Consider the following 25787-nt stretch of genomic DNA (forward strand, 5'->3'; position numbering starts at 1 on the left):
GGCGCGTCCTGAGTATTCCGAGGTGCGCTAGCGTGGATGGTCGAATCGCGTCGCAACGCCCGCGCTCGCCGCTCTGGCGTTCATCGAGCGGTCCGACGTAGCGTCGCGGGAGCGGCGCCTGGGAGTACAGCAACGGCAACCGAAGCACAGGAGAAGTCATGACCTACTCGCCCGGCAGCCCCGGATATCCGCCCGCGCAGTCACAAGGCTCGTATGGGGCCTCCACGCCGTCGTTCGCGAAATCCGAAGAGGGCGCAAGCAATTTGGGGCTCTACCTGACCATCGCGGTGGTGGCGCTCGGGCTGGCGAGCTATCTGGCGAGTTTCGGGCCGATGTACACCGTCAGCTCCGACGTGGGTCCGGTGGGTGACATCACCGGCGGCGACGTCGGCATCGGCGTGATCGGCGCGCTGTTGGCGGGCCTGCTGGCCGCGGTCGGCCTGTTGCCGAAGGCCAAAAACTACTCGGCGGTGGTCGCCGCGATCGCGGTGTTCGGGGTGTTGACAGTGATCAAGGAGGCCCTCGGCAAGCCGAGCGGCTTCTCGATCGGCTGGGCCCTGTGGTTCGTGCTGGCCTGCGCCGTGCTGCAGGCCATTGCGGCGGTTGCCGCCCTGTTGCTGGACGCAGGCGTCATCACGCCGCCGGCGCCGCGGCCCAAATACGACCAGCAGTTCGGACACTACGGGCAGTACGGCGGGTACTACGGCCAGCAGGGTCCCTACCAGCAGCACAGCCCGCAGCAGTCACCCCAGCACTCCGGCTACGGCTCTCAGTACGGCGGCTACCCGTCGTCGCCGTCGACCGGCGGCTTCAGCACGGTCGGCCAGCAGACCGGACCGCAGCAGCAGGCCTCGCAGTCCGGACCGCAACAAGGTGGGCAGCAGGGCTCGCAGCACGGTCCGCCCACCCCGCCCACCGGTTTTCCCAGCTTCGGCCAGCCGCAGTCGGGCGGTTCGGGTAGCCAGGGCGCGGGCCAGGCCAACTCCGGCAACCACGGCGGACAGGCTCAGCAGTCCTATGGCCAGGGCCAGCAGCCGCAGTCGCCGTCCTCGGGTCAGTCACAGTCCTAACCGGGCGTTCCCGCGCCTAGTCGTCGACGTGCGCGAAGCGTGACGCGGGTGGAGGATAGCCGCGTGCCGGGGGCGCGTCAGGCCCGAGACCTGCTGAGGGTGGCTTTCGGGCCGGCGGTGGTGGCGCTGGTCATCATCGCCGCGGTGACGTTGCTGCAGTTGCTGATCGCCAACAGCGACATGACCGGTGCGCTGGGCGCTATCGCCAGCATGTGGCTCGGCGTGCATCAGGTGCCGATCTCGATCGGCGGCCGTGAACTGGGCGTGATGCCGCTGCTGCCGGTGCTGTTGATGGTGTGGGGGACCGCGCGCACCACGGCGCAGGCCACCGCCGCCACCGCGTCGTGGTTCGTGATCCGCTGGGTGGTGGCCTCTGCGCTGGGCGGGCCGCTGCTGATCGCCGCGATTTCGCTGGCGGTCATCCACGACGCCGCGTCGGTGATCACCGAGTTGCAGACGCCCAGCGCGCTGCGGGCGTTCCTCAGTGTGCTGGTGGTCCATGGGATCGGCGCGGCGATCGGGGTGGGCTCCCGCGTCGGCCGCCGGGCGTTGGCCGCCTCGCCGGTGCCCGATTGGCTGGGCGATTCGCTGCGGGCCGCGACGGCGGGCGTCCTGGCGCTGGTGGGGCTCTCGGGTGTGGTGGCGGCCGGCTCACTGGTGGTGCATTGGGGCACCATGCACGAGCTCTACGCGATCACCGATTCAATCTTCGGCCAGTTCAGCCTGACCGTGCTGTCGGTGTTGTATGTGCCCAACATCATCGTCGGGACGGCAGCGGTCGCCGTGGGTTCCAGCGCCCAGCTGGGCTTTGCGACGTTCAGCTCGTTCACGGTATTCGGTGGCGATATTCCGGCGCTTCCCGTGCTGGCCGCGGCGCCCAGCCCGCCGCTGGGCCCGGCGTGGGTGGCGCTGCTGATCGTTGGGGCATCCTCCGGCGTGGCGGTCGGGCAGCAGTGCGCACGACGGCCGCTGCCGTTGGGTCCGGCGACCGTCAAGCTGCTGGCGGCGGCGGTGCTCGCGGCGCTGGCAATGGTGTTGCTGGGCTATGCGGGCGGCGGGCAGCTGGGCAATTTCGGCAGAGTCGGCGTCGACCAGGACACGTTCGGAATCGCGGTGTTTCTGTGGTTCGCCGGCATTGGTGCAATCACGGTCGCGATGGCCGGCGGGATCAGCCGCCGGCCTAAACCGGTGCCGGTCGCCGAACCCCAGCCCGAGTCCGAGCCATCCGTCGACGAGCCCGCCGATGAGGCGCCCGCCACGCCGACCGACGCCGACGAGCCGCCTGCAGAGGACGATTAGGCTCGCCCTGTGCAGCAACCGCTCCATGTGCCTCCGAGCGCACCGGCACGACTGGTGGTCCTGGCGTCGGGTACGGGTTCGCTGCTCGCCGCGCTGCTGGACGCCGCCGTCGGCGACTACCCGGCCCGTGTCGTGGCCGTCGGCGTGGACCGAGACTGCCGCGCCGCCGAGATCGCCGCGGCCGCGTCGGTGCCGACGTTCACCGCCCGGCTGGCCGACTACCCCGGCCGCGACGCCTGGGACGCGGCGTTCACCGAGGCCACCGCGGCGCATTCGCCCGACCTGATCGTCTCGGCCGGCTTCATGAAAATCCTTGGGCCGCAATTCCTCTCGCTCTTCTCCGGACGTATCGTCAACTCCCACCCGACGCTGCTGCCGGCGTTCCCCGGTGCGCGAGGGGTGGCCGATGCGCTGGCATACGGCGTCAAAGTCACCGGCTGTACGGTGCACCTGGTCGACGCCGGCACCGACACCGGGCCGATTCTGGCGCAGCAACCGGTTCCGGTATTCGACGACGACGACGAAGCGACGCTGCATGAGCGGATCAAGGTCGTGGAGCGACGGCTGTTGGTGGACGTGGTGGCCGCGGTGGTGACCGGCGGCGTGACCTGGACGGGACGAAAGGCGGTTATCGGGTGAGCGACATCGACGGGAGACGGCCGATCCGCCGTGCATTGATCAGCGTCTACGACAAGACCGGACTGGTCGAACTCGCTGAAGGCCTGCACGCGGCCGGCGTCGACATCGTCTCGACCGGGTCGACAGCGAAAACCATTGCAGCCAAAGGAATTCCCGTCACACCGGTGGAGGAGGTGACCGGGTTTCCCGAGGTGCTCGACGGCCGGGTCAAGACCCTGCATCCGCATGTGCACGCGGGGCTACTCGCCGATCTGCGCAAGCCCGAGCACGCCGCTGCCCTCGAGCGGCTTGGTATCGCTGCCTTCGAGCTGGTGGTGGTGAACCTGTATCCGTTCAGCGAAACTGTGGACTCCGGAGCCGGTGTCGACGAGTGCGTCGAGCAGATCGACATCGGCGGACCGTCGATGGTGCGGGCGGCGGCCAAGAACCATCCCAGCGTGGCGGTGGTCGTCGATCCGCGCGGCTACGACGGCGTGCTGGCCGCGGTGCGTGGCGGCGGATTCACTCTCGCCGAGCGGAAGCGATTGGCGTCGTTGGCGTTTCGGCACACCGCCGAGTACGACATCGCGGTCGCGGGCTGGATGGGGTCGACGCTGGCGCCCGAGCAGCCGGCGATGGCGTTCCCGGAGTGGTTCGCCGGCTCGTGGCGGCGCTCGGCTTCGCTGCGCTACGGCGAGAACCCGCATCAGCAGGCGGCCCTGTACAGGGATCCCGCCGCCTGGCCCGGTCTTGCTCAGGCGGAGCAGCTGCACGGAAAAGAAATGTCCTACAACAACTTCACCGACGCCGATGCGGCATGGCGGGCGGCGTTCGACCACGAGCAGACCTGCGTGGCGATCATCAAGCACGCCAACCCGTGTGGGATCGCGGTCTCGAACGTCTCGGTGGCCGATGCGCATCGCAAAGCCCACGAATGCGATCCACTGAGCGCGTTCGGCGGAGTGATCGCCGCCAACACCGAGGTCAGCGTCGAGATGGCCGAGTATGTCAGCACCATCTTCACCGAGGTGATCGTGGCGCCGGCATACGAGCCCGGTGCCGTAGACGTATTGGCGCGTAAGAAGAACATCCGGGTGCTGGTGGCCTCCGAGCCGCTGTCCGGCGGCACCGAGCTGCGCCAGGTCAGCGGCGGGCTGCTGATGCAGCAGCGTGACCGGCTCGACGCGCCGGGCGACAACCCGGCCAACTGGACGCTGGCTGCCGGATCGCCTGCCTCACCGGAAACGTTGGCGGACTTGGCCTTTGCGTGGCGTGTCTGCCGGGCGGTCAAGTCCAACGCGATCGTGATCGCCGCCGACGGCGCGACGGTCGGCGTCGGCATGGGCCAGGTCAACCGCGTCGACGCCGCACGTTTGGCCGTCGAACGCGGCGGGGATCGGGTGCGCGGCGCCGTCGCTGCCTCCGACGCGTTCTTCCCGTTCCCGGACGGTTTGGAGACGCTGGCCGCCGCCGGCGTGACGGCGATCGTGCATCCAGGCGGCTCGGTGCGCGACGACGAGGTGACCGCAGCGGCCGACAAGGCCGGCGTCACGCTGTATCTCACCGGCGCACGCCATTTCGCCCACTAAAAGCGTCGCCGAGCGTAGGACTGTGCTACGCGAAATCGAGATCGGCGTGCATTAAGTCCACGCTCGACGAAGCAGTGGCGGTTTGCTGGCGGTCTGCCCGATTCCCTGTCGGGCCGTCGTCGATCCCGATAGCATCCCCGCTTGGGCACGTAGATGGCGGGCCCTTCCAATCGAGAGGAACGAGATGCGCGCGATAACGAAACGAACGGCGGCAATTTCCGCGGCGATTGCAGTAGTCGCGTTGATGGGCGCTGGATGTGCCGAGAAGAAGGAAAAGACGGGCGAAGCTACTAGTTCGGCGACGTCATCGGTGTCGTCGTCGGCTGCCGCGGCTCCATCTACCACGGCCGAGAGCGCCGCCCCGAGTTCTACGCAGATCGCCGGCGCCAACGGCACCGAATACACGGTCGAGGGGCCGATTCTCGCGAAGTACGAGTCCCTTTCCGAGAAGGACCGCAAAGATCTGGGAGCGCCGACGGGCAACGAGCAGAAGAATCCCGACGGCGGTGTTTACCAGCAGTTCGACGGCGGTGTGATCGTTCACAAGACGGCGTCCTATGTGGTGTGGGGCAAGATCCGCGACAAGTGGAACGAGCTGGGCGGTTCGCAGGGCAAGCTGGGCTACCCGACCAGCGACGAGGTAGACACCCCCGACGGCGGCAAGAAGTCGACGTTCGAGCACGGCACGATCACGTGGAAGCCGGGCGACGAGCAGGCCACGGCAGTCGAGCAGTAGACGAGGGTCGAAGGGCGGGCAATCGACACTGATTGCCCGCCCTTTACTTGTGCACGCGCGAAGCAGTCGTAGCGTGGAGTGGTGACCGCACCGAGCCATCTGCCCCGCACCGTCGGCGAACTGCGCGCCGCCGGGCATCGCGAGCGGGGAGTCAAGCAAGAAATCCGGGAAAACCTGCTCACGGCGTTAGCCGAGGGCGACGACATCTGGCCGGGAATCCTGGGCTTCGACGACACGGTGATCCCGCAGCTGGAACGGGCGCTGATCGCAGGCCACGACGTCGTTCTGCTCGGCGAACGCGGCCAGGGTAAGACCCGGCTGCTGCGGGCGCTGGTCGGCCTGCTCGACGAGTGGACGCCGGTGATCGGCGGTGCCGAGCTGCCCGAGCACCCGTTCTCGCCGATCACCCCGGAGTCGATCCGGCGGGCCGCCACATTGGGTGACGACCTGCCGGTGGAGTGGAAACACCGAAGCGAGCGCTACACCGAGAAGCTGGCCACCCCCGACACCAGCGTGGCCGACCTGGTCGGCGACATCGACCCGATCAAGGTCGCGGAGGGCCGCAGCCTGGGCGACCCCGAGACCATCGCCTACGGCCTGATCCCGCGGGCGCATCGCGGCATCGTGGCGGTCAACGAGTTGCCGGACCTGGCCGAGCGCATCCAGGTGTCGATGCTCAACGTGATGGAGGAGCGCGACATCCAGGTCCGCGGCTACACGCTGCGGCTGCCGCTGGACGTGCTGGTGGTTGCCAGCGCCAACCCGGAGGACTACACCAACCGCGGCCGGATCATCACGCCGCTCAAGGACCGGTTCGGCGCCGAGATCCGCACGCACTACCCGCTGGAACTCGACGCCGAGGTGGGGGTGATCCTGCAGGAGGCACACCTGAGCGCCCAGGTACCCGACCATTTGACGCAGATCATCGCCCGGTTCGCGCGCTACCTGCGCGAGTCCAGTTCGGTCGATCAGCGTTCCGGGGTGTCGGCCCGCTTTGCGATCGCGGCGGCCGAAACAGTGGCGGCCTCCGCCCGGCATCGCGGCGCGCTGCTCGGGGAGACGGACCCGGTGGCCCGGGTGGTCGATCTGGGCACCGTGATCGACGTGCTGCGCGGCAAGCTGGAATTCGAGTCCGGCGAGGAGGGCCGCGAGCAGGCGGTGCTCGAACACCTGCTGCGGCGTGCGACCGCCGACACCGCGTCCAAAGTGCTTGGGGGCCTTGACGTCGGCTCGCTGGTGGCCGCGGTCGAGGGTGGTTCCGCGGTGACGACGGGAGAGCGGGTGTCGGCCAAGGACGTGCTGGCCGCGCTGCCGGACCTGCCGGTCGTCGACGCCGTCGCGCGGCGGCTGGGCGCCGAATCGGAGGGGGAGCGCGCCGCTGCGCTCGAATTGGCTTTGGAGGCACTGTATTTGGCCAAGCGCATCGACAAGGTGTCCGGCGAAGGCGAAACCGTCTATGGCTAAGGGCCACTCGACGCGGTACTCGCGCTACACCGGCGGGCCCGACCCCTTGGCGCCGCCGGTGGATCTGCGCGAGGCGCTCGAGCAGATCGGCCAGGACGTCATGGCGGGCACCTCGCCGCGCCGGGCGTTGTCCGAGCTGCTGCGGCGGGGCACTCGCAACATGCCGGGCGCGGACCGGCTGGCCGCCGAGGCCAACCGGAGACGGCGGGAGTTGTTGCGGCGCAACAACTTAGACGGCACTTTGCAGGAGATCAAGAAGCTACTCGACGAGGCGGTGCTCGCCGAGCGCAAAGAACTGGCCCGCGCCCTGGACGACGACGCACGCTTCGGCGAGCTGCAGCTGGACGCGCTGTCGCCGTCGCCCGCCAAGGCCATCCAGGAGCTCTCCGACTACAACTGGCGCAGCAACGAAGCCCGCGAAAAGTACGAGCAGATCAAGGATCTGCTCGGCCGCGAGATGCTCGACCAGCGCTTCGCCGGCATGAAGCAGGCGTTGGAGGGCGCCACCGACGAGGACCGCCGGCGCGTCGGCGAGATGCTGGACGACCTCAACGACCTGCTGGACAAGCATGCCCGCGGCGAGGACACGCAGCAAGATTTCCAGAACTTCATGGACAAGCACGGCGAGTTCTTCCCGGAGAACCCGCGCAACGTCGAAGAGCTGATCGACTCGCTGGCTCAGCGCGCGGCGGCCGCGCAGCGTTTCCTCAACAGCCTGAGCCCCGACCAGCGTGCCGAGCTGGAGGCGTTGGCGCAGCAGGCATTCGGGTCCCCCGCGTTGCAGCAGGCGCTCTCCCGGCTGGACGCCAACCTGCAAATGCTGCGGCCGGGCGAGGACTGGACCGGGTCGTCGGAGTTCTCCGGAGACAACCCGTTGGGCATGGGGGAGGGTGCGCAGGCGCTGGCCGACATCGCCGAACTCGAGCAGTTGGCCGAGCAGCTCTCCCAGAGCTACCCGGGCGCAACCATGGACGACGTCGACCTCGACGCGCTGGCCCGCCAGCTCGGCGACCAGGCGGCGATCGATGCCCGAACGCTGGCGGAACTCGAACGCGCCCTGCTCAACCAGGGCTTTCTGGATCGCAGCTCCGACGGCCAATGGCGGCTGTCGCCCAAGGCAATGCGACGGCTCGGCGAGACCGCGTTACGCGATGTGGCGCAACAGCTTTCCGGGCGCCGCGGTGAGCGCGACCACCGCCGCGCCGGAGCGGCCGGCGAGCTGACCGGCGCGACGCGCCCCTGGCAGTTCGGGGACACCGAGCCGTGGAACGTCACTCGCACGCTCACCAATGCGGTGTTGCGGCAGGCCGGCACCGGTACCGTCGAAGGCCCCATTCATATCACCGTCGACGATGTCGAGGTCTCCGAAACCGAGACCCGCACGCAGGCCGCGGTCGCCCTACTGGTGGATACCTCGTTTTCGATGGTGATGGAGAACCGCTGGCTGCCGATGAAGCGAACGGCGCTGGCGCTCAACCATCTGGTGAGCACCCGGTTCCGCTCGGATGCGTTGCAGATCATCGCTTTTGGCCGTTACGCGCGGACGATGACCCCCGCCGAGCTGATGGGGCTGGAAGGCGTTTACGAGCAAGGCACCAACCTGCATCATGCGCTGGCGTTGGCCGGCCGGCATTTGCGGCGGCATCCCAACGCCCAGCCGGTTGTGCTCGTGGTCACCGATGGCGAGCCGACGGCGCATCTGGAAGATTTCGACGGCGACGGCACCGCAGTATTTTTCGACTATCCGCCCCATCCGCGGACCATCGCCCACACTGTGCGCGGGTTCGACGAGATGGCGCGACTGGGCGCGCAGGTCACCATCTTTCGCCTGGGCAGTGATCCCGGCCTGGCACGGTTCATCGACCAGGTCGCGCGACGAGTCGAGGGTCGGGTGGTCGTCCCCGATCTCGACGGGTTGGGTGCGGCGGTGGTCGGCGACTATCTGCGCTCGCGACGGCGCCGTTAGTGCCACTATCGCTGCGGCTTGCGGTTCTTCCGCTTGATGCCGACGCCGCCCCACAGCGAAAAGCCTTTGATCTTGACCTTCGGTGCGCCGGGCGTCCCTTGACCCTTGACGTTGTGGTCGAAGCCACCCATGACGCCGTGGCCCTCGATTTCGACGTTGACTTCGGGCGGCAGCAGGATCGTCTGACCGCCCATGATCGAACACGCGTGGATCTCCACTTCCGGCGAGGTGAAGTCGGCGTAGCGGAGATCGATGACCCCGCCGCCCCACAGCGCGAACGTCGTCAGCTTCTTGGGCACGTTCCACCGGCCGCGGCGTTCGAAAGCGCTCATGATGGCCAGCAGCAAAGTGGACGGTGCGGGTTTGCAGGCGCCCCGGCGAGGAGCCACCGGATAGTCCGGCAGGTCGGAGCGCAGCCGATCCAGTTCGTCGTAGGTTTGCGCGGCGTACGCCTTGGTCAGCCGCTCCTCGTACTCGTTCATCGGCAGCCGGCCTTGTGCAGCGGCGTCGGTGAGCAATTGCGCTACTTGTATGCGGTCGGTGTCGGCGGCGCGCGACTCCGCGTCCGGCGTGTCCTGCGCGCCACGCTGCGCTGAATTGCTCATCACTGACGAGCCTACGACGAACAGATTTTGCTGCAAGGCAAGTTCGCTAAACTGCCTCTCCGCCGTTACCGGGCTGAACCCACGTGGGCGGGCGTTTCTGCAGGAAGGCGAGCATGCCCTCGCGGGCCTCCTCGGAGACGAACAACCGGGCGGACTCCACGCTGAGCCGTTCGGCGTCGCGGTCGAACCCGGCCAGCACCTCGGCGGTGGTCAGCGCCTTCGACGCGGCCAGCCCCTGCGGGGAACCGTGCCGCAGCTCGGCCACCAGCGATGCCACCGCGGCCTCGACGTCATCGGCTGCCATCGTGATCAATCCGATCGCGGCGGCTTCGCTGGCGTCAAATTTCTCGCCGGTCAAGTAATAACGCGCCGCGGCCCGCGCGGACATCTTGGGCAGCAACGTCAGTGAGATGATCGCCGGCGCCACCCCGATCCGGGCCTCGGTCAGCGCGAACGTGCTGCGCGGGCCGGCCACCGCGATGTCGCACGCGCCGACCAAGCCGAAACCGCCCGCGCGGACATGGCCGTCGACGGCGCCGATCACCGGCATCGGGCACTCGACGATCGCGCGCAGCAGCGCGGTGAGTTCGCGGGCCCGGTCGGCGGCCATCTCGAATGCCGATGGTGGCGACCCGCTTCGCCCGGCTTCGCCGCGCTCGCGATCGCCACGCGGATCGCCGCCGGAAGCTTCCGACAGGTCGGCGCCCGCGCAAAACGTGCCGCCGGTGTGGCCGAGCACCACCACCCGCACCGCGGGATCGGCGGCCGCATCGCGCAGCCCTTGATGCAGCTGCTCGACCAGTGTTGTCGACAGCGCGTTGCGGTTGTGGGGCGAATCCAGCGTCAGCCGCGCGACGTGTCCGTCGACGGCATACTGAACGAGTCTGTCCATCAGTAGGACCGGGGCAGGCCCAGCGACGTCTGCGCGACGAAGTTGAGCACCATCTCCCGGCTCACCGGCGCGATCCGCGACAACCGCGACGCCGTCAACGCCGCCGCGATGCCGTACTCCTTGGTCAACCCGTTGCCGCCCAACGACTGCACGGCCTGGTCAACGGCCCGCGCCGACGCCTCGCCCGCCGCGTATTTGGCCATGTTGGCGGCCTCGGCCGCGCCCATGTCGTCGCCGCTGTCGTAGAGCGTCGCGGCCTTCTGCATCATCAGCTTGGCCAATTCGATCTCAATGTGGTTGGCCGCCAACGGATGTGACAGACCCTGGTGCGCACCGATCGGCGTGCCCCACACCTTGCGGGTCTTGACGTAGTCGGCGGCCTTGTTGATCGCGAACCGGCCCATGCCGACCGCGCTGGCCGCCCCCATGATGCGCTCCGGGTTCAGCCCCGCGAACAGCTGCGCGATCGCGGCGTCTTCGGAGCCCACCAGCGCGTCAGCCGGCAGCCGCACGTCGTCGATGAACACCTGGAACTGACGCTCCGGGCTGACCAACTCCATCTCGATCGGCGTGTAGGAAAACCCGGGCGCGTCGGTAGGCACCACGAACAGCGCGGGCCGCAGCTTGCCGGTCTTGGTCTCCTCTGTGCGGCCGACCACCAGCACCAGCTGTGCCTGGTCGACGCCGGAGATGAAAACCTTTTGGCCCGAAAGGATCCAGTCGCTGCCGTCGCGGCGGGCGGTCGTGGTGATCTTGTGTGAATTGGAGCCGGCGTCGGGCTCGGTGATCGCGAAGGCCATGGTGATGGATCCGTCGGCGATGCCGGGCAGCCAGCGCTGCTTCTGCTCGTCGGTGCCGAACTTGGAGATGATGGTGCCGTTGATCGCCGGCGAGACCACCATCATCAGCAGTGCACAGCCGTGCGCGGCCATCTCTTCCATCACCAGCGACAGCTCGTACATGCCGGCGCCGCCGCCGCCGTACTCTTCTGGAAGGTTCACCCCGAGGAAGCCGAGTTTGCCTGCCTCGTTCCACAATTCGTCGGTGTGCTGGTGCGCCCGGGCCTTCTCCAGGTAGTAGTCCTGGCCGTAGTTGGCCGCCATCGCGGCCACCGCCTGGCGCAGCGCCCGTCGTTCCTCGTTCTCGATGAAGCTGGTGTCGGTCATGCGTGCTCTCCTTCTGATGCGTCGACGCGGGCCAGGATGGCGCCGACCTCGACCTGTTGTCCGGTGCTGACGTTGAGTTGCGCTAGCACACCGTCGGTGGGGGCGGTGAGGGTGTGTTCCATTTTCATGGCTTCCAGCCACACCAGCGGCTGGCCGGCGGTGACGCTGTCGCCGACGTCGGCGCCGATGCGAATGACGTTGCCGGGCATAGGCGCCACCAGGGAGCCCTGCTCGACGGCGGAACCTGGCTCGGGGAAGCGCGGCAGGGCTACCAGGTGTACCGGCCCGTGCGGGGAGTCGACGTAGACATCGTCGCCGTAGCGGGCGACGGCGAAGCTGGACGCGACCCCGTCGGCGTCGGCCAGCACGACCTCGTCGGGCGATGCAGCGATGAGCTGCACGTCGTCGGCGAGGTCCAAACCGCTTCTGGTGAACCGGTATTCGACGCGGTGCTCGGCGCCGCCGTCGTCGAGGTAGGTCTTGACCTGATGCCCCGATGCCAGGTTGCGCCAGCCGCTGGGGATGGAGCTGAAGACCGGTGCCGTCGCACGGTTGTGCGCGGCGTCAGCGAGAGCGGCTGCCACAGCGGAGTGCCGGATCGCCGTCGCGTCGGCCAGCGGCGCGGAAAGCTCGGCCAATCCGTGGGTGTCGAAAAATGCGGTGTCGGTGGCGCCGTCGAGGAATGCCGGATGCCGCAGCACGTTCACCAGCAGGTCGCGGTTGGTGCGCACGCCGTGGATGCGGGCACGGCCCAGCGCGTCGGCGAGCACGGTCGCGGCGGCGTGACGGGTCGGCGCATACGAAATGACCTTGGCCAGCATCGGGTCGTAATGGATGGATACCACCGACCCGTCGACAATCCCGGAGTCCAGCCGGATTCCGGTGCGCGCGCCGAGCGAGTCGAACTCGGCGCGCACCCTCGGCACGTCGAAACGGTGCACGGCGCCGGCCTGTGGCTGCCAGCCCTTCGCCGGATCCTCGGCGTAGAGTCGGGCCTCGACCGAATAACCTTGTGCCGCAGGCGGTTCCGTGCCGAGGCGGGCGTCGTCGGCCACCGCGAGCTGGAGTTCGACCAGGTCGAGGCCCGTCGTCTCCTCGGTGACCGGGTGCTCGACTTGCAGGCGGGTGTTCATCTCCAGGAAGTAGAACTCGCCGTCGTCGTCGGCGAGGAATTCCACGGTGCCGGCCCCGGCGTAGCCGATCGCGGCGGCGGCCAGCCGTGCCGCGTCGAACAGCTTGGCGCGCATCCCGGGTGTGCGCTCCACCAGTGGCGACGGCGCTTCCTCGATGATCTTCTGGTGCCGGCGCTGAATCGAGCATTCGCGTTCTCCGACCGCCCAGACTGTGCCGTGGGTGTCGGCGAGCACCTGCACCTCGACGTGGTGTCCGGTGGGCAGGTAGCGCTCGCAGAACACCGTCGGGTCGCCGAACGCCGAAGCCGCCTCCCGCCGGGCGGCCTCGACTTCACCTGCCAGAGCTGACAATTCGGTGACCACCCGCATGCCGCGGCCACCACCGCCGGCCGACGCCTTGACCAGCACCGGCAACTGCCCCTGCGTCACGCTCTGGGGGTCGAGTTCCTCGAGCACCGGAACACCGGCGGCGGCCATCATCTTCTTGGCCTCGATCTTGGAGCCCATCGCCCGCACCGCCGCCACCGGCGGCCCGACCCAGGTCAGGCCAGCATCGGCGACAGCGGCCGCGAAATCGGCGTTCTCCGAGAGGAATCCGTAGCCGGGATGCACGGCGTCGGCGCCGGAGGCGCGTGCCGCGGCGATCAGCGCGTCGATGTTGAGGTAGTCGGTGGTGTTGGGCAGCCGCACTCGGGCGTCGGCCTCGGCGACGTGCGGGGCGGCGGCGTCGGGGTCGGTGTAGACCGCGACGGTGGACAGCCCCAGCCGCCGGCAGGTGGCGAACACCCGCCGGGCGATCTCGCCGCGGTTGGCGACCAGTACTCGAGTAATCATCTGACTCACATCCGAAAGACGCCGAAGTTCGACGTCCCCTCGATCGGTGCATTCGCGATGGCGGACAAGCACATTCCCAGCACGATGCGGGTGTCGCGCGGGTCGATGACGCCGTCGTCGTAGAGCATCCCGGACAGCACCAGCGGCAGCGACTCGGCTTCGATCTGGCCCTCGACGGCCGCACGCATCGCGGCGTCGGCCTCTTCGTCGACTTGCTGTCCGCGGGCTTGCGCGGCGGCCCGGCTGACGATCGACAGCACACCGGCCAACTGGGCGCCGCCCATCACCGCGGACTTTGCCGACGGCCAGGCGAACAGGAACCTCGGGTCGTAGGCGCGCCCGCACATCCCGTAATGGCCGGCGCCGTAGGACGCGCCGATCAGGAGCGAAATGTGCGGCACCGTCGAGTTCGACACGGCGTTGATCATCATCGAGCCGTGCTTGATCATCCCGCCCTCTTCGTAGTCCTTGCCCACCATGTAGCCGGTGGTGTTGTGCAAGAACAACAATGGCGTGTCGGAGCGGTTGGCCAGCTGGATGAACTGGGTGGCCTTCTGGGATTCCTCACTGAACAACACGCCGCGGGCGTTGGCCAGGATGCCCAGCGGGTAGCCGTGGAGCCGGGCCCATCCGGTCACCAGCGACGAGCCGTACAGCGGTTTGAATTCGTCGAATTCGGAGCCGTCGACGATGCGGGCGATCACCTCGCGAGGATCGAACGGGATGCGCAGATCCGACGGCACGATGCCGATCAGCTCTTCGGCGTCGAACAGCGGCTCGCTGACCGGCCCCGGTGCGGGTCCCAGCTTCTTCCAGTTCAGCCGGGCCACGATGCGACGCCCGATCCGGATCGCGTCGAGCTCGTCGACCGCAAAGTAATCGGCCAAACCCGAGATGCGGGCGTGCATTTCGGCGCCACCCAGTGATTCGTCGTCGGACTCTTCACCGGTGGCCATCTTGACCAGGGGCGGGCCTGCGAGGAACACCTTCGAGCGCTCTTTGATCATCACGACGTGATCGGACATGCCGGGGATGTAGGCCCCGCCCGCGGTGGAGTTGCCGAACACCAACGCAATCGTGGGAATTCCGGCCGCCGAGAGCCGGGTCAGGTCGCGGAACATCCGCCCGCCGGGAATGAAGATCTCCTTCTGGGTGGGCAGATCCGCGCCACCGGACTCCACCAGGGAGATCACCGGCAGCCGGTTTTCGAATGCGATCTGGTTGGCCCGCAAGATCTTTCGCAGGGTCCACGGGTTGCTGGTGCCGCCTTTGACCGTCGGGTCGTTGGCGACGATCATGCACTCCACACCCGACACCGCGCCGATGCCGACGACCAGGCTGGCGCCCACCGTGAACGCGGTGCCGTACGCGGCCAGCGGGCTCAACTCCAGGAACGGGGAATCCGGGTCGATCAGCAACTCGATGCGTTCGCGCGCGGTGAGCTTGCCGCGGGCGTGGTGGCGCTCGACGTATTTCGGGCCGCCGCCGGCCAGTGCCTTGGCCAGCTCGGCGTTGATCTCGTCGAGTTTGGTGGACAGCGACGCGGCCGCTTCGCTGTAGGCGGGCGCATGAGGGTCCAGCACCGACTGAAGGATCATGATTGGAATCCCAGGGTTTTCGCGGCCAGTGAGGTGAGGATCTCGGTGGTGCCGCCGCCGATACCGATGATGCGCATGTCGCGGTACTGGCGTTCGACCTCGGACTCGGCCATGTACCCCATCCCGCCGAACAACTGCACGGCCTGGTGGGCCACCCATTCGCCGGCTTCCACCGCGGTGTTCTTGGCGAAACACACCTGTGCGATCAGATTGGCCTCGCCGGCCAGCTGGCGCTCCACCACGTTGCGGGAATACACCCGCGCGACGTCTATGCGGCGAGCCATCTCGGCCAGCGTGTTCTGCACGGCCTGACGCGAGATCAGCGGCCGGCCGAACGTCTCCCGATCGCGGCACCACTGCACCGTCAGGTCCAGGCAGCGCTGGGCACTCGAATACGCTTGTGCGGCAAGGCCGATACGTTCGGACACAAAGGCGGCAGCGATCTGGGCGAAGCCGCTGTTCTCCGCGCCGACCAGATTTGCCGCAGGAACTCGCGCGTCCGTGTAGGACAACTCGGCCGTGTCGGAGGACCGCCAGCCCATCTTGTCGAGCTTGCGGGTGACCTCAAAACCGGGCGTGCCCTTCTCCACCACGAGCAGCGAAACACCCGCTGCGCCAGGCCCGCCGGTGCGCACCGCGGTGACGACGTAGTCTGCGCGCACCCCAGAGGTGATGTACGTCTTCGCGCCGTTGACGACGTAGCGGTCGCCGTCGCGTGTGGCCGTGGTGCGCAGGTGCCCGACGTCGGAGCCGCCGCCGGGCTCGGTGATGGCCAGCGCGCCAATCTTCTCGCCCTGCAACGTCGGCCGCACGAACTCCTCGATCAGCCGCTCATCGCCCGAAGCGATCATGTGCGGCACCGCGATCCCACAGGTGAACAGCGACGCGAACACGCCGCCGGGCGCGCCCGCTTCGTGCAGCTCCTCGCAGATGATCACCGCGTCGGCGCCGTCGCCCCCACCGCCACCGACCGCCTCGGGGAATCCCGCGCCGAGCAGCCCGGCTTCACCGGCGCGGCGGTGCAGGTCGCGCGGCAGCTCGCCGAGTTTCTCCCACTCGTCGACATGCGGGAGGATCTCCCGCTCGGCGAACGAGCGCACGGTCTTTCGGAGCTGGTCGCGCTCCGGGGTGGTCCAGATACTCACAGGAACCCTTCTCTTACAACAACACTGTCGGGATGTCGACGTGACGGCTGCGCAGCCATTCGCCCAAACCTTTTGCCTGCGGGTCGAAGCGGGCCTGGTAGGCCACACCCTGGCCGAGGATGTCGTCGACGACGAAGTTCACCGCGCGCAGGTTGGGCAGCACGTGGCGGGTGACCGGCAGCTCGGCGGTCTCGGGGAGCAGCTCGCGCAGCTTGTCGACGGTCAGTGTGTGCACCAGCCAGCGCCAAGCCTCGTCGGTGCGCACCCACACCCCGACGTTCGCCGACCCGCCCTTGTCGCCACTGCGGGCGCCCGCCACCGCGCCCAGCGGCAGCCGCCGGGTCGGGCCGGCCGCCAACGGCTCGGGCAGCGGCGGCTCGTCGGCCAGCCCCAACTCTAAAGTCTCGTCGGCACAAGGGATCTCGACGCGAGTGCCGTCGTCGTGCACAGCGACGTGCCGCACCAAACCCGCATCGACGTAGCCGGGGGTGAACACGCCGTACACCTGGCCGTCGCCGGGCGGGGCTGTGACCGTGAAACCGGGGTAGCTGGCCAGCGCCAATTCGACTGCCGCCGAAGAGAATTGGCGCCCGACGTTGGCCGGGTCAGGGTCGCGGACGACGCAGCGCAGCAGCGCGCTGGCAGCCTCCTCGGTGTCGGCGTCGAGATGATCGGTGCGGGCCAGCGTCCACTCCAGCTCGGCGGGCTTGACGGTCAGGCTGGACTCCAGCTGGCGTCGCACCAACTCGGCCTTGGCCTCGATGTCCAGGCCGGTGAGCACGAACGTCATCGCGTTGCGGAATCCGCCGATGCTGTTCAGCGACACCTTCAACGTCGGCGGCGGCGGCTCGCCGACCACCCCGCTGATCCGCACCCGATCCGGGCCGTCAGACGACAACTCGATGCTGTCCATCCGGGCGGTGACATCCGGGTTGGCGTAGCGGGCACCCGTGATCTCGTAGAGCAGTTGCGCCGTGACCGTGTCGACGCTGACCAACCCGCCGGTGCCGGGATGTTTGGTGATCACCGACGAACCGTCGGCGTGAATCTCGGCCAGCGGGAAGCCGGCGTAGGTCAGGTCGGGTATCTCGGTGAAGAACGCGTAGTTGCCGCCGGTGGCCTGCACACCGCATTCGATGACGTGGCCGGCCACGACGGCCCCGGCCAGCCGGTCGTAGTCGGCGCGGCCCCAGCCGAAGTGCGCGGCCGCGGGCCCCACGATCACCGACGCGTCGGTCACCCGGCCGGTGACGACGACGTCGGCGCCGGCATTGAGGCACTCGACGATGCCCCAGGCGCCCAGGTATGCGTTGGCGGTCAGCGGGGTGCCCAGGCCGAGCTCCTCGGCGCGCGACGAAAGGTCGTCGCCTTCGACGTGCGCCACCCGGGTCGGGATGCCCAGCCGCTCGGCCAGCGCCCGCACCGCGTCGGCCAGCCCCGCCGGGTTCAGGCCGCCGGCGTTGGCCACGATCCGCACACCGCGGTCATGAGCCAGGCCCAAACACTCCTCAAGCTGAGTCAGAAACGTCTTGGCGTAGCCGCGCTCGGGATGCTTCATCTTGTCGCGGCCCAAGATGAGCATGGTCAGTTCGGCCAGATAGTCGCCGGTCAGGTAGTCCAGCTCGCCGCCGGCGAGCATCTCTCGCATCGCCGAGAGGCGGTCGCCGTAGAACCCCGAGCAGTTCCCGATCCGAACCGCAGAAGTCATCCCAAACCCCATCCGTCAACCAACCGGTAGGTTAGCGGGTACCGACGGTAGCGCGTCAAGCGCTGCCAGCCTGCCCGTAGTCAATGCTGTCAGCGTGGCGGCCATTTTGTAACCGTCGCTGGCCACCGGGTATCCTGAGGGCAACCCTGTCGCCGCTGGTACCTGCGCGGCAACACCCTCGTCAAGGAGAAGCTCGATCATGGCTGTGCCCAAGCGCAGGATGTCGCGCGCGAACACCCGTAGCCGGCGCGCGCAGTGGAAGGCCGAGAAGCCCCAACTCGTCGGCGTGACGGTCGCCGGTCAGCGCCACAAGGTGCCGCGGCGGCTGCTCAAGGCGGCCCGCCTCGGTCTGATCGACCTCGACCGCCGCTAGGCGGTTGCGCGGCGACCCGCGCGCCTCTTAGGTCGCTCTCAGCCGATTGGATGACACTGGTGGCCGTGCGAATCCTTGTCGTCGACGACGACCGCGCGGTACGCGAGTCGCTACGCCGGTCACTGTCGTTCAACGGCTACTCGGTGGCGTTGGCCGAGGATGGCGTCAAGGCCCTCGAGGTCATCACCAACGACCGGCCCGACGCCCTCGTGCTGGACGTCATGATGCCGCGGTTGGACGGCCTCGAAGTGTGCCGCCAGCTGCGCAGCACCGGCGACGACCTCCCGATCCTGGTGCTGACCGCCCGCGACGCCATCTCGGAGCGGGTCGCCGGCCTGGACGCCGGTGCCGACGACTACCTGCCCAAGCCGTTCGCGCTGGAAGAACTGCTGGCCCGGTTGCGCGCGCTGTTGCGCCGTACCCAGCCCGACGACTCCGCAGACTCGGTGCCCCTGACGTTCTCCGACCTCACACTCGACCCGGTAACCCGGGAAGTCACCCGCGGGCAACGCGAAATCAGCCTGACCCGCACTGAATTCGCTCTGCTGGAAATGCTGATCTCCAATCCGCGGCGCGTCCTGACCCGCAGCCGCATTCTCGAGGAGGTGTGGGGATTCGACTTCCCCACCTCGGGCAATGCGCTGGAGGTGTACATCGGATATCTGCGCCGCAAGACCGAAGCTGACGGCGAGCCGCGGCTGATCCACACTGTCCGGGGCGTGGGTTACGTGCTCCGCGAAACACCTCCCTGATGCTTCGATTCCGCCGGCGTCGCGCTCCACTGCGAGCCACCACCTCGTTGTCCTTGCGGTGGCGGGTGATGCTGCTGGCGATGTCGATGGTGGCGATGGTCGTCGTGCTGATGGCGGTCGCCGTGTACGCGGTGATCTCCGCGGCGCTGTACAAGGACATCGACAACCAGCTGCAAAGCCGGGCACAGCTGCTGATCGCCAGCGGGTCACTGGCGGCCGACCCGGGCAAAGCCATTGAGGGCACAGCCTATTCGGACGTCAACGCGATGCTGGTCAACCCCGGCCGTTATGTGTTCACCGCCAACCAGACGGGCCAGGCGCTGCCCGTCGGCGCACCGGAGAAAGCGGTCATCCGCGGGGATCTGCTCATGTCCCGGCGCACCGCCGCCGACCAGCGCGTCCTGGCCATTCATCTGCCCAGCGGCAGCTCCTTGCTGATCTCCAAGAGCCTGGCTCCCACCGACGCGGTGATGATGAAACTGCGCTGGGTGCTGTTGATCGTCGGCGGGGTCGGCGTGGCGGTGGCCGCCGTGGCCGGAGGAATGGTCACTCGTGCCGGACTGCGGCCGGTCGCCCAGCTCACCGAGGCGGCCGAGCGGGTGGCGCGCACCGACGACCTGCGCCCCATCCCGGTGTTCGGCAGCGACGAACTGGCGCGGCTCACCGAGGCGTTCAACCTGATGCTGCGGGCGCTGGCCGAGTCGCGGGAACGTCAGGCCCGGCTGGTCACCGACGCCGGGCACGAGCTGCGCACCCCGCTGACGTCGCTGCGCACCAACGTCGAGCTGTTGATGGCGTCGATGGCGCCGGGTGCGCCGCGGCTGCCGGAACAGGAGATGGTCGATCTGCGCGCCGACGTGATCGCCCAGATCGAGGAATTGTCCACGCTGGTCGGCGATTTGGTGGATCTCACTCGCGGCGACGTGGGCGAGGTGGTACACGAGCCGGTCGACATGGGCGAGGTCATCGACCGCTGTCTGGAGAGGGTCCGGCGACGCCGCAACGACGTCGACTTCGACGTGCAGGTGATCGGATGGCAGGTCTACGGCGACGCCGCGGGCCTGTCGCGGGCGGTGCTGAACCTGCTGGACAATGCCGCCAAGTGGAGTCCGTCGGGCGGGCGGATCGGCCTGCGGATGACCCAGCTCGACCCGTCGCACGCCGAGCTGGTGGTCTCCGACCACGGCCCGGGCATCCCGCCGCACGAGCGCCACCTGGTGTTCGAACGTTTCTTCCGGTCGGCGTCGGCGCGGGCGATGCCCGGCTCGGGCCTGGGGCTGGCGATCGTCAAACAGGTGGTGCTCAAACACGGTGGTGCGCTGCGCATCGAGGACACGGTGCCGGGAGGACAGCCGCCGGGGACGTCGGTGTACGTATTGCTGCCCGGGCGGCCGCTGCCCGTGGCGGCGCATCCGGAGTCCGCCGCCGAAACCGGGGGAAACTCTCCGGGATCGGCGAACGTTATCTCAGTCGATTCTCAGTCCACGCAGGCAACGTAGTTGCCGTTACTGTTGAGTCCGACCGCGACACATAGAGGAAGAGCGACCTAGCGCATGACGAATCACCCGAGGTATTCGCCACCGCCGCAGCCTGGATACCGCCCAGCGGCAGATCAGCCTGCGATGCCGGCCTACTCCGGTCAGGGCCAGCAGCAAACGTATTCCCAGTACGACTGGCGCTACGCGCAGCAGCAGACATATCGGCAGCCGTTCGCGCCCTTCGGTGCCGGCCAGCCAACCCCCGGAGCCACCCCGCCTCCGCTTGCTAATCCCGAAAAGCGTTCTCGCGCAGGTCTTTTGGCCGTTGGCGCGTTGGCTATTGCGGTGGTGTCGGCCGGTATCGGCGGGGCGGCTGCGTCGGTGGTCGTGCACAGCGCGCATCCGACCAGCGCCATACCCGGCAGCAGGTTGCCGGGCGCACCGGCGCCGAGCGTGCCGGCCGCCAACGTGCCGAGCGGCAGCGTCGAGCAGGTGGCCGCCAAGGTGGTGCCCAGCGTGGTGATGCTCGAGACCGATCTGGGCCGCCAGTCCGAAGAGGGGTCGGGCATCATCTTGTCCTCCGACGGGCTGATCCTGACCAACAACCACGTCGTCGCCGCGGCCGCCAAAGCCGATCGTGACAACGCCGGCGCGCCTCCCGACGCGGGACCGAAAACCACCGTGACGTTCTCCGACGGGCGCACCGCGACGTTCAGCGTGGTCGGGACCGATCCCACCACCGACATCGCGGTGGTGAAGGTGCAAGGCGTTTCCGGGCTGGCCCCGATCAGCCTCGGCACGTCGGCCAACCTGGTCGTGGGTCAGCCGGTGATCGCCGTCGGGTCGCCGCTCGGTCTGGAAGGAACGGTGACCACCGGCATCGTCAGCGCGCTCAACCGGCCAGTCTCGACCACCGGGGACACCGGGAACCAGAACACGGTGCTCGACGCTATCCAGACGGACGCCGCGATCAACCCGGGTAACTCGGGCGGTGCGCTGGTCAACATGAACGGTGACCTGATCGGCGTCAACTCGGCGATCGCCACGCTCGGTGGTGACTCCACCGACAGTCAGAGCGGTTCGATTGGCCTGGGTTTCGCGATCCCGATCGACCAGGCCAAGCGCATCGCCGACGAGTTGATCAGCAGCGGCACGGCCTCGCACGCCTCGCTGGGCGTCCAGGTCACCAGCGACAAGAGCGCGCACGGCGCCAAGGTCGTGCAGGTAGTGCCGAACGGCGCGGCGGCGGCCGCGGGTTTGCCCAACGGGGTCGTGGTCACCAAGGTCAACGACCGCACGATCAACAGCGCCGACGGTCTGGTCGCCGCGGTGCGGTCGAGGGCGCCCGGCGACAAGATCACGCTGACGTACCTCGATCCGTCCGGTGACACGCGGACCGTGCAGGTCACTTTGGGTAAGTCGGACAAGTGATGAGAGTCGCCGCGACCCGGTCGGATCGCAGATATACGGTGGCAACCATGGAACAGCGTGCGGACTTGGTCGGCAGGGCACTCGTCGTCGTTGTCGACGATCGCACGGCGCACGGCGACGAGGAGGACCACAGCGGTCCACTGGTCACCGAGTTGCTCACAGAGGCCGGATTTTTGGTTGACGGTGTGGTGGCCGTCGCTGCCGACGAGGTGGAAATCCGCAACGCGCTGAACACCGCCGTGATCGGCGGGGTGGATCTGGTGGTGTCGGTCGGCGGCACCGGGGTGACGCCGCGCGACGTCACCCCCGAAGCCACCCGTGACATTCTCGACCGCGAAATCCTCGGTATCGCCGAGGCAATACGCGCGTCCGGATTGTCGGCGGGCATCACCGAGGCCGGTTTGTCGCGCGGGTTGGCCGGCATCTCCGGAAGCACACTGGTGGTCAACCTCGCGGGGTCGCGTTATGCGGTGCGGGACGGAATGGCGACGCTGAATCCACTGGCGGCCCAGATCATCGGTCAACTCTCGAGCCTGGAGATATGAGCCACCCGTCCGACGAGCGTGACGCGGAGGACCTGCGCGAGGCCGACGAGCACGAGCGGTGGCTGACCGAGAACCAGCCGCCGCATCACATTTGAACCGGCATCCGTCACAACCGGGTCAACCGTCGATTACCAATTGCCCGCAAAGCCCACGATCGACCGCTTATCGGCATACGGTCTTTTCCGGGCGGCGTCGCGTCGTCCCGGCAAATTCCTGTGACGGGAGGTTGGCTCGCGTGTTGAAGGGGTTCAGAGATTTTGTGATGCGCGGTGACGTGATCACCGTGGCCGTCGGCCTGGTGGTCGCCCTGGCGTTTTCGAATCTGGTCAAGGCTTTCACCGACAGCGTGATCAATCCGCTTGTCGCCGCTGTGCAACCGGGCACGCAGTTCGGGTTGGGCTGGCAGCTCGGCGACGCGGGCAACAAGGCGACATTCGTCGACATGGGTGCATTCATCTCGGCGATCATCTACTTCATCGTGTTCATGTCGGTGGTGTACTTCCTCATCGTGGTGCCCTACCGGCACATCCAGAAGCGCCGCGGCGTCACGGTGTTCGGCGAAGAACCGGCGACCAAGGCCTGCTCCGCCTGCTTGTCCGATATCCCCGAGGCCGCGCAGAAGTGCAAGTACTGCGCCAGCGAGCAGCCGGCCGCTGCTTGACCTAGCGCTCAGTGCAGGGTGAGCGTCACGCTCTGCACCAGCGCGGCGCCGGCCAGCGCATTAGCCGCGGTGGCCGGTAGCGCGACCAACACCACACGGTCGTCGGCTTGAGTCTTCTGCTTCGCCGAGACCAGCACGACGACGGCGTTGGTGGCCACCACCCGGGGAGCGGCGTGCGCGTCGGCTTCGGGCGCGGCGACGACGTCGACGACATCGCCGGCGCGCACGAGGTCGGCCAATGCGGCGTCGGCTAAGTGCACCGGGACGATTCGCGCATCCGGGCCTGCCGCCGACTCGGCGAGTCGGCGGCCCAGCAGCCGCACATCGGTGAGCACCTCGCCGCGTCGCGCCGGGCCGGCCAGTGTCGAGCCGACCACCACGTCGAGGTCGGATTGTGATCCGTCGGGAAGCGTTGGTGTCAAACGGTTTTCGAGACGGACATCGTCGGGGGTCAACTGAGTGCCGGGACCGAGGTCGTGGGCCGCCACCACCACCTGAGCGCGGTCGCCGTCGGGATCGGAGCGCAGCGCCGCGATTGCGGCCAAAACGACGAGCCCGCCGGCCGCGACGCGCCGTGCCATCACGGTGCGGGTCCAGTCCGGGCGCAGCCACTGCGAGATGCGGGTCGGCAGCGACGGATTCAGCGATTCCCGCATGCGGTCACGCTAAGCGCGGCCCGGCATGGGGCGTGGTCGACGGAGAAACCGCCTGTGGATAACCAGCTTGACTAGAGGGCTTGTCTGCGGCCGTCATCATTTGATGACGGGTTCAGGTCGAAGTAACTAGCTGGCGGCGGCCGCCGCGGGTGCGGGGCTCGACGTGCTCGACTTCTCGGTCGAGCTCGAGCCCGAGCTCGACGACTCGCTCGAGGACCCGTTCTTGCCGTTGCCGTTGGCCGAGCTCTTCGCCGATTCGCGGCTGTCGGTGCGGTAGAAACCGCTGCCCTTGAACACCACGCCGACGGAATTGAACAGTTTGCGCAGTCGACCCGAGCACTGCTGGCAGGTGGTCAGCGCATCGTCGGTGAAGGCCTGCACGATGTCGAAGCGGTGGCCGCAATCGGTGCACGCATAGCTGTAAGTCGGCACTGAAACCTCCGGGTAAGTCCAGCTTCGTTAGCACTCTACCGTCTGCAGTGCTAAACCGCTATGTGGGCCAGCTCATTCCCCGAGCGGAACCAGGCCGCGCCCCGGTGTCAGCGCATGCGTCATCCGCACGTCGTGCGGCTCGCACGGCAACTCATCGACCAGTTCCTCGTCGCGCACCACCGCGACCAGGCGGGCCTGCGGATCGCGGCGTCCCAGCGAGCGGTCGTAGAAGCCGCGACCGCGGCCCAGCCGTACCCCGGCGCGGTCCACGGCCAGCGCGGGCACCAGCACCAGGTCCGCCTCGGCCAGCGCCGACGGCGGCAGCCAGGGCTCGGCCGGTTCGAGCAGGCCGAACCGCCCGGCCACCAGCCGCCCGGGCCGGTACTCGCCCCACTGCAATTCCAGCGGCGTGTCGTCGGCGTCGGTGCGTGCGACCGGCAACAGCACCCGTCCGCCGCCGCGCAGCAACGCATCGAGCATCTCGATCGACCCCGGTTCGGCGCCCACCGGCACATACGCGCAGACCGTGCCGCCGCTGCTCACCAGCGCACGGATGTGCCCGGTCAGCGCGCGGGCCTCGTCGGCGCGCACGTCGTCGGCAACGGAACGGCGGGTGGCCAACAGCTGTTGCCGCAATGCGGCTTTGCCGGCGGTTGGCATGCGATCAACGATGGCAGGACAGGCTTTCGCGCCGCCACATCGGCGCGCGGTTATGGTGTGAACGATGTCACGCGCACAGCTTCCGGTTCCCCGGACCGCGGTTGTCCCTGCCGCCGGTCTGGGCACTCGCTTTTTGCCCACCACGAAAACGGTGCCCAAGGAGCTGTTACCCGTCGTCGACACGCCCGGCATCGAGCTGGTCGCCGCGGAGGCCGCCGACGCCGGCGCCGAACGGCTGGTGATCGTCACCTCGCAGGGCAAGGACAGCGTCGTCGCGCATTTCGTCGAAGACCTGGTGCTCGAAGGCACGCTGGAGGCGCGGGGCAAGAAGGACATGCTGGCCAAGGTGCGCCGCGCTCCCCGGCTGATCAAAGTGGAGTCGGTGGTGCAGGACGAGCCGCTCGGGCTGGGACACGCCATCGGCTGCGTCGAGCCGACGTTGTCGGACGACGAGGATGCCATCGCGGTGCTGTTGCCCGATGACCTTGTGCTGCCGACCGGTGTGCTGGAGACCATGTCCAAGGTTCGGGCCCGCTACGGCGGCAGCGTGTTGTGCGCCATCGAGGTCGGTCCCGAAGAGGTCAGCGCCTACGGCGTGTTCGACGTCGAGAAGGTCAGCGGTGCCGACAGCGACGTGCTCAAGGTCAACGGCATGGTGGAGAAGCCGAAACCGGAAGACGCTCCCTCGCCGTATGCGGCTGCCGGACGCTATGTCCTGGACCGCGCGATCTTCGACGCGCTGGGCCGCATCGAACGTGGCGCCGGCGGCGAAATGCAGCTCACCGACGCAATTGCGTTGCTGATCAAGGAAGGTCACCCGGTTCACGTGGTGGTGCATCGCGGCTCTCGACACGACCTGGGAAATCCCGGCGGCTACCTCAAGGCTGCGGTTGACTTTGCATTGGACCGTGACGACTATGGCCCGGACTTGCGGCGATGGTTGGTGGCGCGATTGGGCCTGACCGAAAACTAGCGA

24 protein-coding genes are annotated in these 25787 nt (G+C 68.2%); 14 read left to right on the forward strand and 10 right to left on the reverse strand.

All coding sequences use genetic code 11. The features are described from left to right. Nucleotides 1–158: 158 nt before the first annotated feature. The 7 genes from G6N47_RS12790 to G6N47_RS12820 all read left to right on the forward strand — a co-directional run bounded on the left by G6N47_RS12790 (nt 159) and on the right by G6N47_RS12820 (nt 8742). Nucleotides 159–1070 (forward strand): DUF5336 domain-containing protein, encoded by a 912-nt coding sequence (locus tag G6N47_RS12790; RefSeq protein WP_083131405.1) that lies wholly within the window; start codon nt 159–161, stop codon nt 1068–1070. Between the two features lie 48 nt (nt 1071–1118). Then, on the forward strand, nt 1119–2369 hold the full coding sequence (locus tag G6N47_RS12795; protein ID WP_083131406.1) for a cell division protein PerM: 1251 nt from the start codon (nt 1119–1121) through the stop codon (nt 2367–2369). Nucleotides 2370–2378: 9 nt separating this feature from the next. Beyond that, entirely contained in the window at nt 2379–3008 is a 630-nt protein-coding gene (gene purN / locus G6N47_RS12800; RefSeq protein WP_083131407.1) for a phosphoribosylglycinamide formyltransferase, read from the forward strand. Continuing rightward, on the forward strand, nt 3005–4576 hold the full coding sequence (gene purH / locus G6N47_RS12805) for a bifunctional phosphoribosylaminoimidazolecarboxamide formyltransferase/IMP cyclohydrolase (RefSeq protein WP_083131408.1): 1572 nt from the start codon (nt 3005–3007) through the stop codon (nt 4574–4576). The genes purN and purH overlap by 4 nt, the downstream gene beginning before the upstream one ends. Nucleotides 4577–4760: 184 nt before the next feature. Beyond that, complete coding sequence (locus G6N47_RS12810) at nt 4761–5312, forward strand: LGFP repeat-containing protein (RefSeq protein WP_179966381.1); 552 nt, start codon at nt 4761–4763, stop codon at nt 5310–5312. A gap of 78 nt (nt 5313–5390) precedes the next feature. Continuing rightward, nucleotides 5391–6776 carry a sigma 54-interacting transcriptional regulator gene (locus tag G6N47_RS12815; protein ID WP_083131410.1) on the forward strand — a complete coding sequence of 462 codons (1386 nt, stop codon included), beginning with the start codon at nt 5391–5393 and terminating at the stop codon, nt 6774–6776. Beyond that, nucleotides 6769–8742, forward strand: a complete 1974-nt coding sequence (locus tag G6N47_RS12820; RefSeq protein WP_083131411.1) for a vWA domain-containing protein — start codon at nt 6769–6771, stop codon at nt 8740–8742. Before G6N47_RS12815 ends, G6N47_RS12820 begins: the two co-directional genes overlap by 8 nt. Nucleotides 8743–8747: 5 nt before the next feature. Here the strand turns inward: G6N47_RS12820 and G6N47_RS12825 are convergent, their stop codons facing one another. Genes G6N47_RS12825 through G6N47_RS12855 form a run of 7 tightly spaced genes read right to left on the reverse strand, consistent with a single transcriptional unit; the run spans nt 8748 to nt 17823 of the window. Continuing rightward, nucleotides 8748–9347, reverse strand: a complete 600-nt coding sequence (locus G6N47_RS12825) for a DUF1707 SHOCT-like domain-containing protein (RefSeq protein WP_083131412.1) — start codon at nt 9345–9347, stop codon at nt 8748–8750. Nucleotides 9348–9393: 46 nt separating this feature from the next. Next, nucleotides 9394–10239 (reverse strand): enoyl-CoA hydratase family protein, encoded by an 846-nt coding sequence (locus G6N47_RS12830; protein ID WP_083131413.1) that lies wholly within the window; start codon nt 10237–10239, stop codon nt 9394–9396. After that, nucleotides 10239–11405 (reverse strand): acyl-CoA dehydrogenase family protein, encoded by a 1167-nt coding sequence (locus tag G6N47_RS12835; protein ID WP_083131414.1) that lies wholly within the window; start codon nt 11403–11405, stop codon nt 10239–10241. The genes G6N47_RS12830 and G6N47_RS12835 overlap by 1 nt, the downstream gene beginning before the upstream one ends. Continuing rightward, the gene (locus tag G6N47_RS12840) at nt 11402–13372 is read right to left on the reverse strand and encodes an ATP-binding protein (RefSeq protein WP_083131415.1); all 1971 of its coding nucleotides are present in this window, start codon (nt 13370–13372) and stop codon (nt 11402–11404) included. The genes G6N47_RS12835 and G6N47_RS12840 overlap by 4 nt, the downstream gene beginning before the upstream one ends. Before the next feature lie 5 nt (nt 13373–13377). Then, nucleotides 13378–14967 (reverse strand): acyl-CoA carboxylase subunit beta, encoded by a 1590-nt coding sequence (locus G6N47_RS12845; RefSeq protein WP_139799456.1) that lies wholly within the window; start codon nt 14965–14967, stop codon nt 13378–13380. After that, a complete protein-coding gene (locus G6N47_RS12850; RefSeq protein WP_083131416.1) occupies nt 14967–16115 on the reverse strand; it encodes an acyl-CoA dehydrogenase family protein in 1149 nt (382 codons plus the stop codon). Before G6N47_RS12850 ends, G6N47_RS12845 begins: the two co-directional genes overlap by 1 nt. A 13-nt stretch (nt 16116–16128) precedes the next feature. Next, nucleotides 16129–17823, reverse strand: a complete 1695-nt coding sequence (locus tag G6N47_RS12855) for an acyclic terpene utilization AtuA family protein (protein WP_083131417.1) — start codon at nt 17821–17823, stop codon at nt 16129–16131. 199 nt (nt 17824–18022) lie between these two features. Here G6N47_RS12855 and rpmF point away from each other — a divergent pair, with 199 nt between their 5' ends. The 6 genes from rpmF to G6N47_RS12885 all read left to right on the forward strand — a co-directional run bounded on the left by rpmF (nt 18023) and on the right by G6N47_RS12885 (nt 23063). Then, on the forward strand, nt 18023–18196 hold the full coding sequence (gene rpmF, locus G6N47_RS12860; protein ID WP_083131418.1) for a 50S ribosomal protein L32: 174 nt from the start codon (nt 18023–18025) through the stop codon (nt 18194–18196). Between the two features lie 65 nt (nt 18197–18261). After that, on the forward strand, nt 18262–18948 hold the full coding sequence (locus tag G6N47_RS12865; RefSeq protein ID WP_083131471.1) for a response regulator transcription factor: 687 nt from the start codon (nt 18262–18264) through the stop codon (nt 18946–18948). Next, nucleotides 18948–20447 carry a HAMP domain-containing sensor histidine kinase gene (locus G6N47_RS12870; RefSeq protein WP_083131419.1) on the forward strand — a complete coding sequence of 500 codons (1500 nt, stop codon included), beginning with the start codon at nt 18948–18950 and terminating at the stop codon, nt 20445–20447. Before G6N47_RS12865 ends, G6N47_RS12870 begins: the two co-directional genes overlap by 1 nt. A 54-nt stretch (nt 20448–20501) precedes the next feature. Next, nucleotides 20502–21857: a S1C family serine protease gene (locus tag G6N47_RS12875; protein WP_083131420.1), complete on the forward strand. Its 1356-nt coding sequence runs from the start codon at nt 20502–20504 to the stop codon at nt 21855–21857. Further along, complete coding sequence (locus tag G6N47_RS12880; RefSeq protein WP_083131421.1) at nt 21857–22402, forward strand: MogA/MoaB family molybdenum cofactor biosynthesis protein; 546 nt, start codon at nt 21857–21859, stop codon at nt 22400–22402. Before G6N47_RS12875 ends, G6N47_RS12880 begins: the two co-directional genes overlap by 1 nt. A 235-nt stretch (nt 22403–22637) precedes the next feature. Further along, nucleotides 22638–23063: a large conductance mechanosensitive channel protein MscL gene (locus G6N47_RS12885; protein ID WP_083131422.1), complete on the forward strand. Its 426-nt coding sequence runs from the start codon at nt 22638–22640 to the stop codon at nt 23061–23063. 8 nt (nt 23064–23071) lie between these two features. Here G6N47_RS12885 and G6N47_RS12890 read toward each other — a convergent pair whose 3' ends face one another. From G6N47_RS12890 to G6N47_RS12900, 3 genes are all read right to left on the reverse strand, one after another. Beyond that, a complete protein-coding gene (locus G6N47_RS12890; RefSeq protein WP_083131423.1) occupies nt 23072–23719 on the reverse strand; it encodes an SAF domain-containing protein in 648 nt (215 codons plus the stop codon). Nucleotides 23720–23845: 126 nt separating this feature from the next. After that, on the reverse strand, nt 23846–24151 hold the full coding sequence (locus tag G6N47_RS12895; RefSeq protein ID WP_083131424.1) for an FmdB family zinc ribbon protein: 306 nt from the start codon (nt 24149–24151) through the stop codon (nt 23846–23848). A gap of 72 nt (nt 24152–24223) precedes the next feature. Beyond that, entirely contained in the window at nt 24224–24811 is a 588-nt protein-coding gene (locus G6N47_RS12900; RefSeq protein WP_083131425.1) for a 5-formyltetrahydrofolate cyclo-ligase, read from the reverse strand. Nucleotides 24812–24875: 64 nt separating this feature from the next. Here G6N47_RS12900 and G6N47_RS12905 point away from each other — a divergent pair, with 64 nt between their 5' ends. Beyond that, on the forward strand, nt 24876–25784 hold the full coding sequence (locus G6N47_RS12905; RefSeq protein ID WP_083131426.1) for a UTP--glucose-1-phosphate uridylyltransferase: 909 nt from the start codon (nt 24876–24878) through the stop codon (nt 25782–25784). Nucleotides 25785–25787 lie beyond the last annotated feature (3 nt).

This window comes from Mycobacterium branderi, from assembly GCF_010728725.1.
Classification (GTDB): Bacteria; Actinomycetota; Actinomycetes; order Mycobacteriales; family Mycobacteriaceae; genus Mycobacterium; species Mycobacterium branderi.

Coding starts and splice junctions, on each gene's coding strand:
- G6N47_RS12855 (WP_083131417.1), bottom strand. CDS start 17,823: ATGACTTCTGCGGTTCGGATCGGGAACTGCTCGGGGTTCTACGGCGAC.
- G6N47_RS12905 (WP_083131426.1), top strand. CDS start 24,876: ATGTCACGCGCACAGCTTCCGGTTCCCCGGACCGCGGTTGTCCCTGCC.
- G6N47_RS12870 (WP_083131419.1), top strand. CDS start 18,948: ATGCTTCGATTCCGCCGGCGTCGCGCTCCACTGCGAGCCACCACCTCG.
- G6N47_RS12890 (WP_083131423.1), bottom strand. CDS start 23,719: ATGCGGGAATCGCTGAATCCGTCGCTGCCGACCCGCATCTCGCAGTGG.
- G6N47_RS12830 (WP_083131413.1), bottom strand. CDS start 10,239: ATGGACAGACTCGTTCAGTATGCCGTCGACGGACACGTCGCGCGGCTG.
- G6N47_RS12790 (WP_083131405.1), top strand. CDS start 159: ATGACCTACTCGCCCGGCAGCCCCGGATATCCGCCCGCGCAGTCACAA.
- G6N47_RS12825 (WP_083131412.1), bottom strand. CDS start 9,347: ATGAGCAATTCAGCGCAGCGTGGCGCGCAGGACACGCCGGACGCGGAG.
- G6N47_RS12840 (WP_083131415.1), bottom strand. CDS start 13,372: ATGATTACTCGAGTACTGGTCGCCAACCGCGGCGAGATCGCCCGGCGG.
- G6N47_RS12875 (WP_083131420.1), top strand. CDS start 20,502: ATGACGAATCACCCGAGGTATTCGCCACCGCCGCAGCCTGGATACCGC.
- G6N47_RS12900 (WP_083131425.1), bottom strand. CDS start 24,811: ATGCCAACCGCCGGCAAAGCCGCATTGCGGCAACAGCTGTTGGCCACC.
- G6N47_RS12810 (WP_179966381.1), top strand. CDS start 4,761: ATGCGCGCGATAACGAAACGAACGGCGGCAATTTCCGCGGCGATTGCA.
- rpmF (WP_083131418.1), top strand. CDS start 18,023: ATGGCTGTGCCCAAGCGCAGGATGTCGCGCGCGAACACCCGTAGCCGG.
- G6N47_RS12880 (WP_083131421.1), top strand. CDS start 21,857: ATGAGAGTCGCCGCGACCCGGTCGGATCGCAGATATACGGTGGCAACC.
- G6N47_RS12820 (WP_083131411.1), top strand. CDS start 6,769: ATGGCTAAGGGCCACTCGACGCGGTACTCGCGCTACACCGGCGGGCCC.
- G6N47_RS12835 (WP_083131414.1), bottom strand. CDS start 11,405: ATGACCGACACCAGCTTCATCGAGAACGAGGAACGACGGGCGCTGCGC.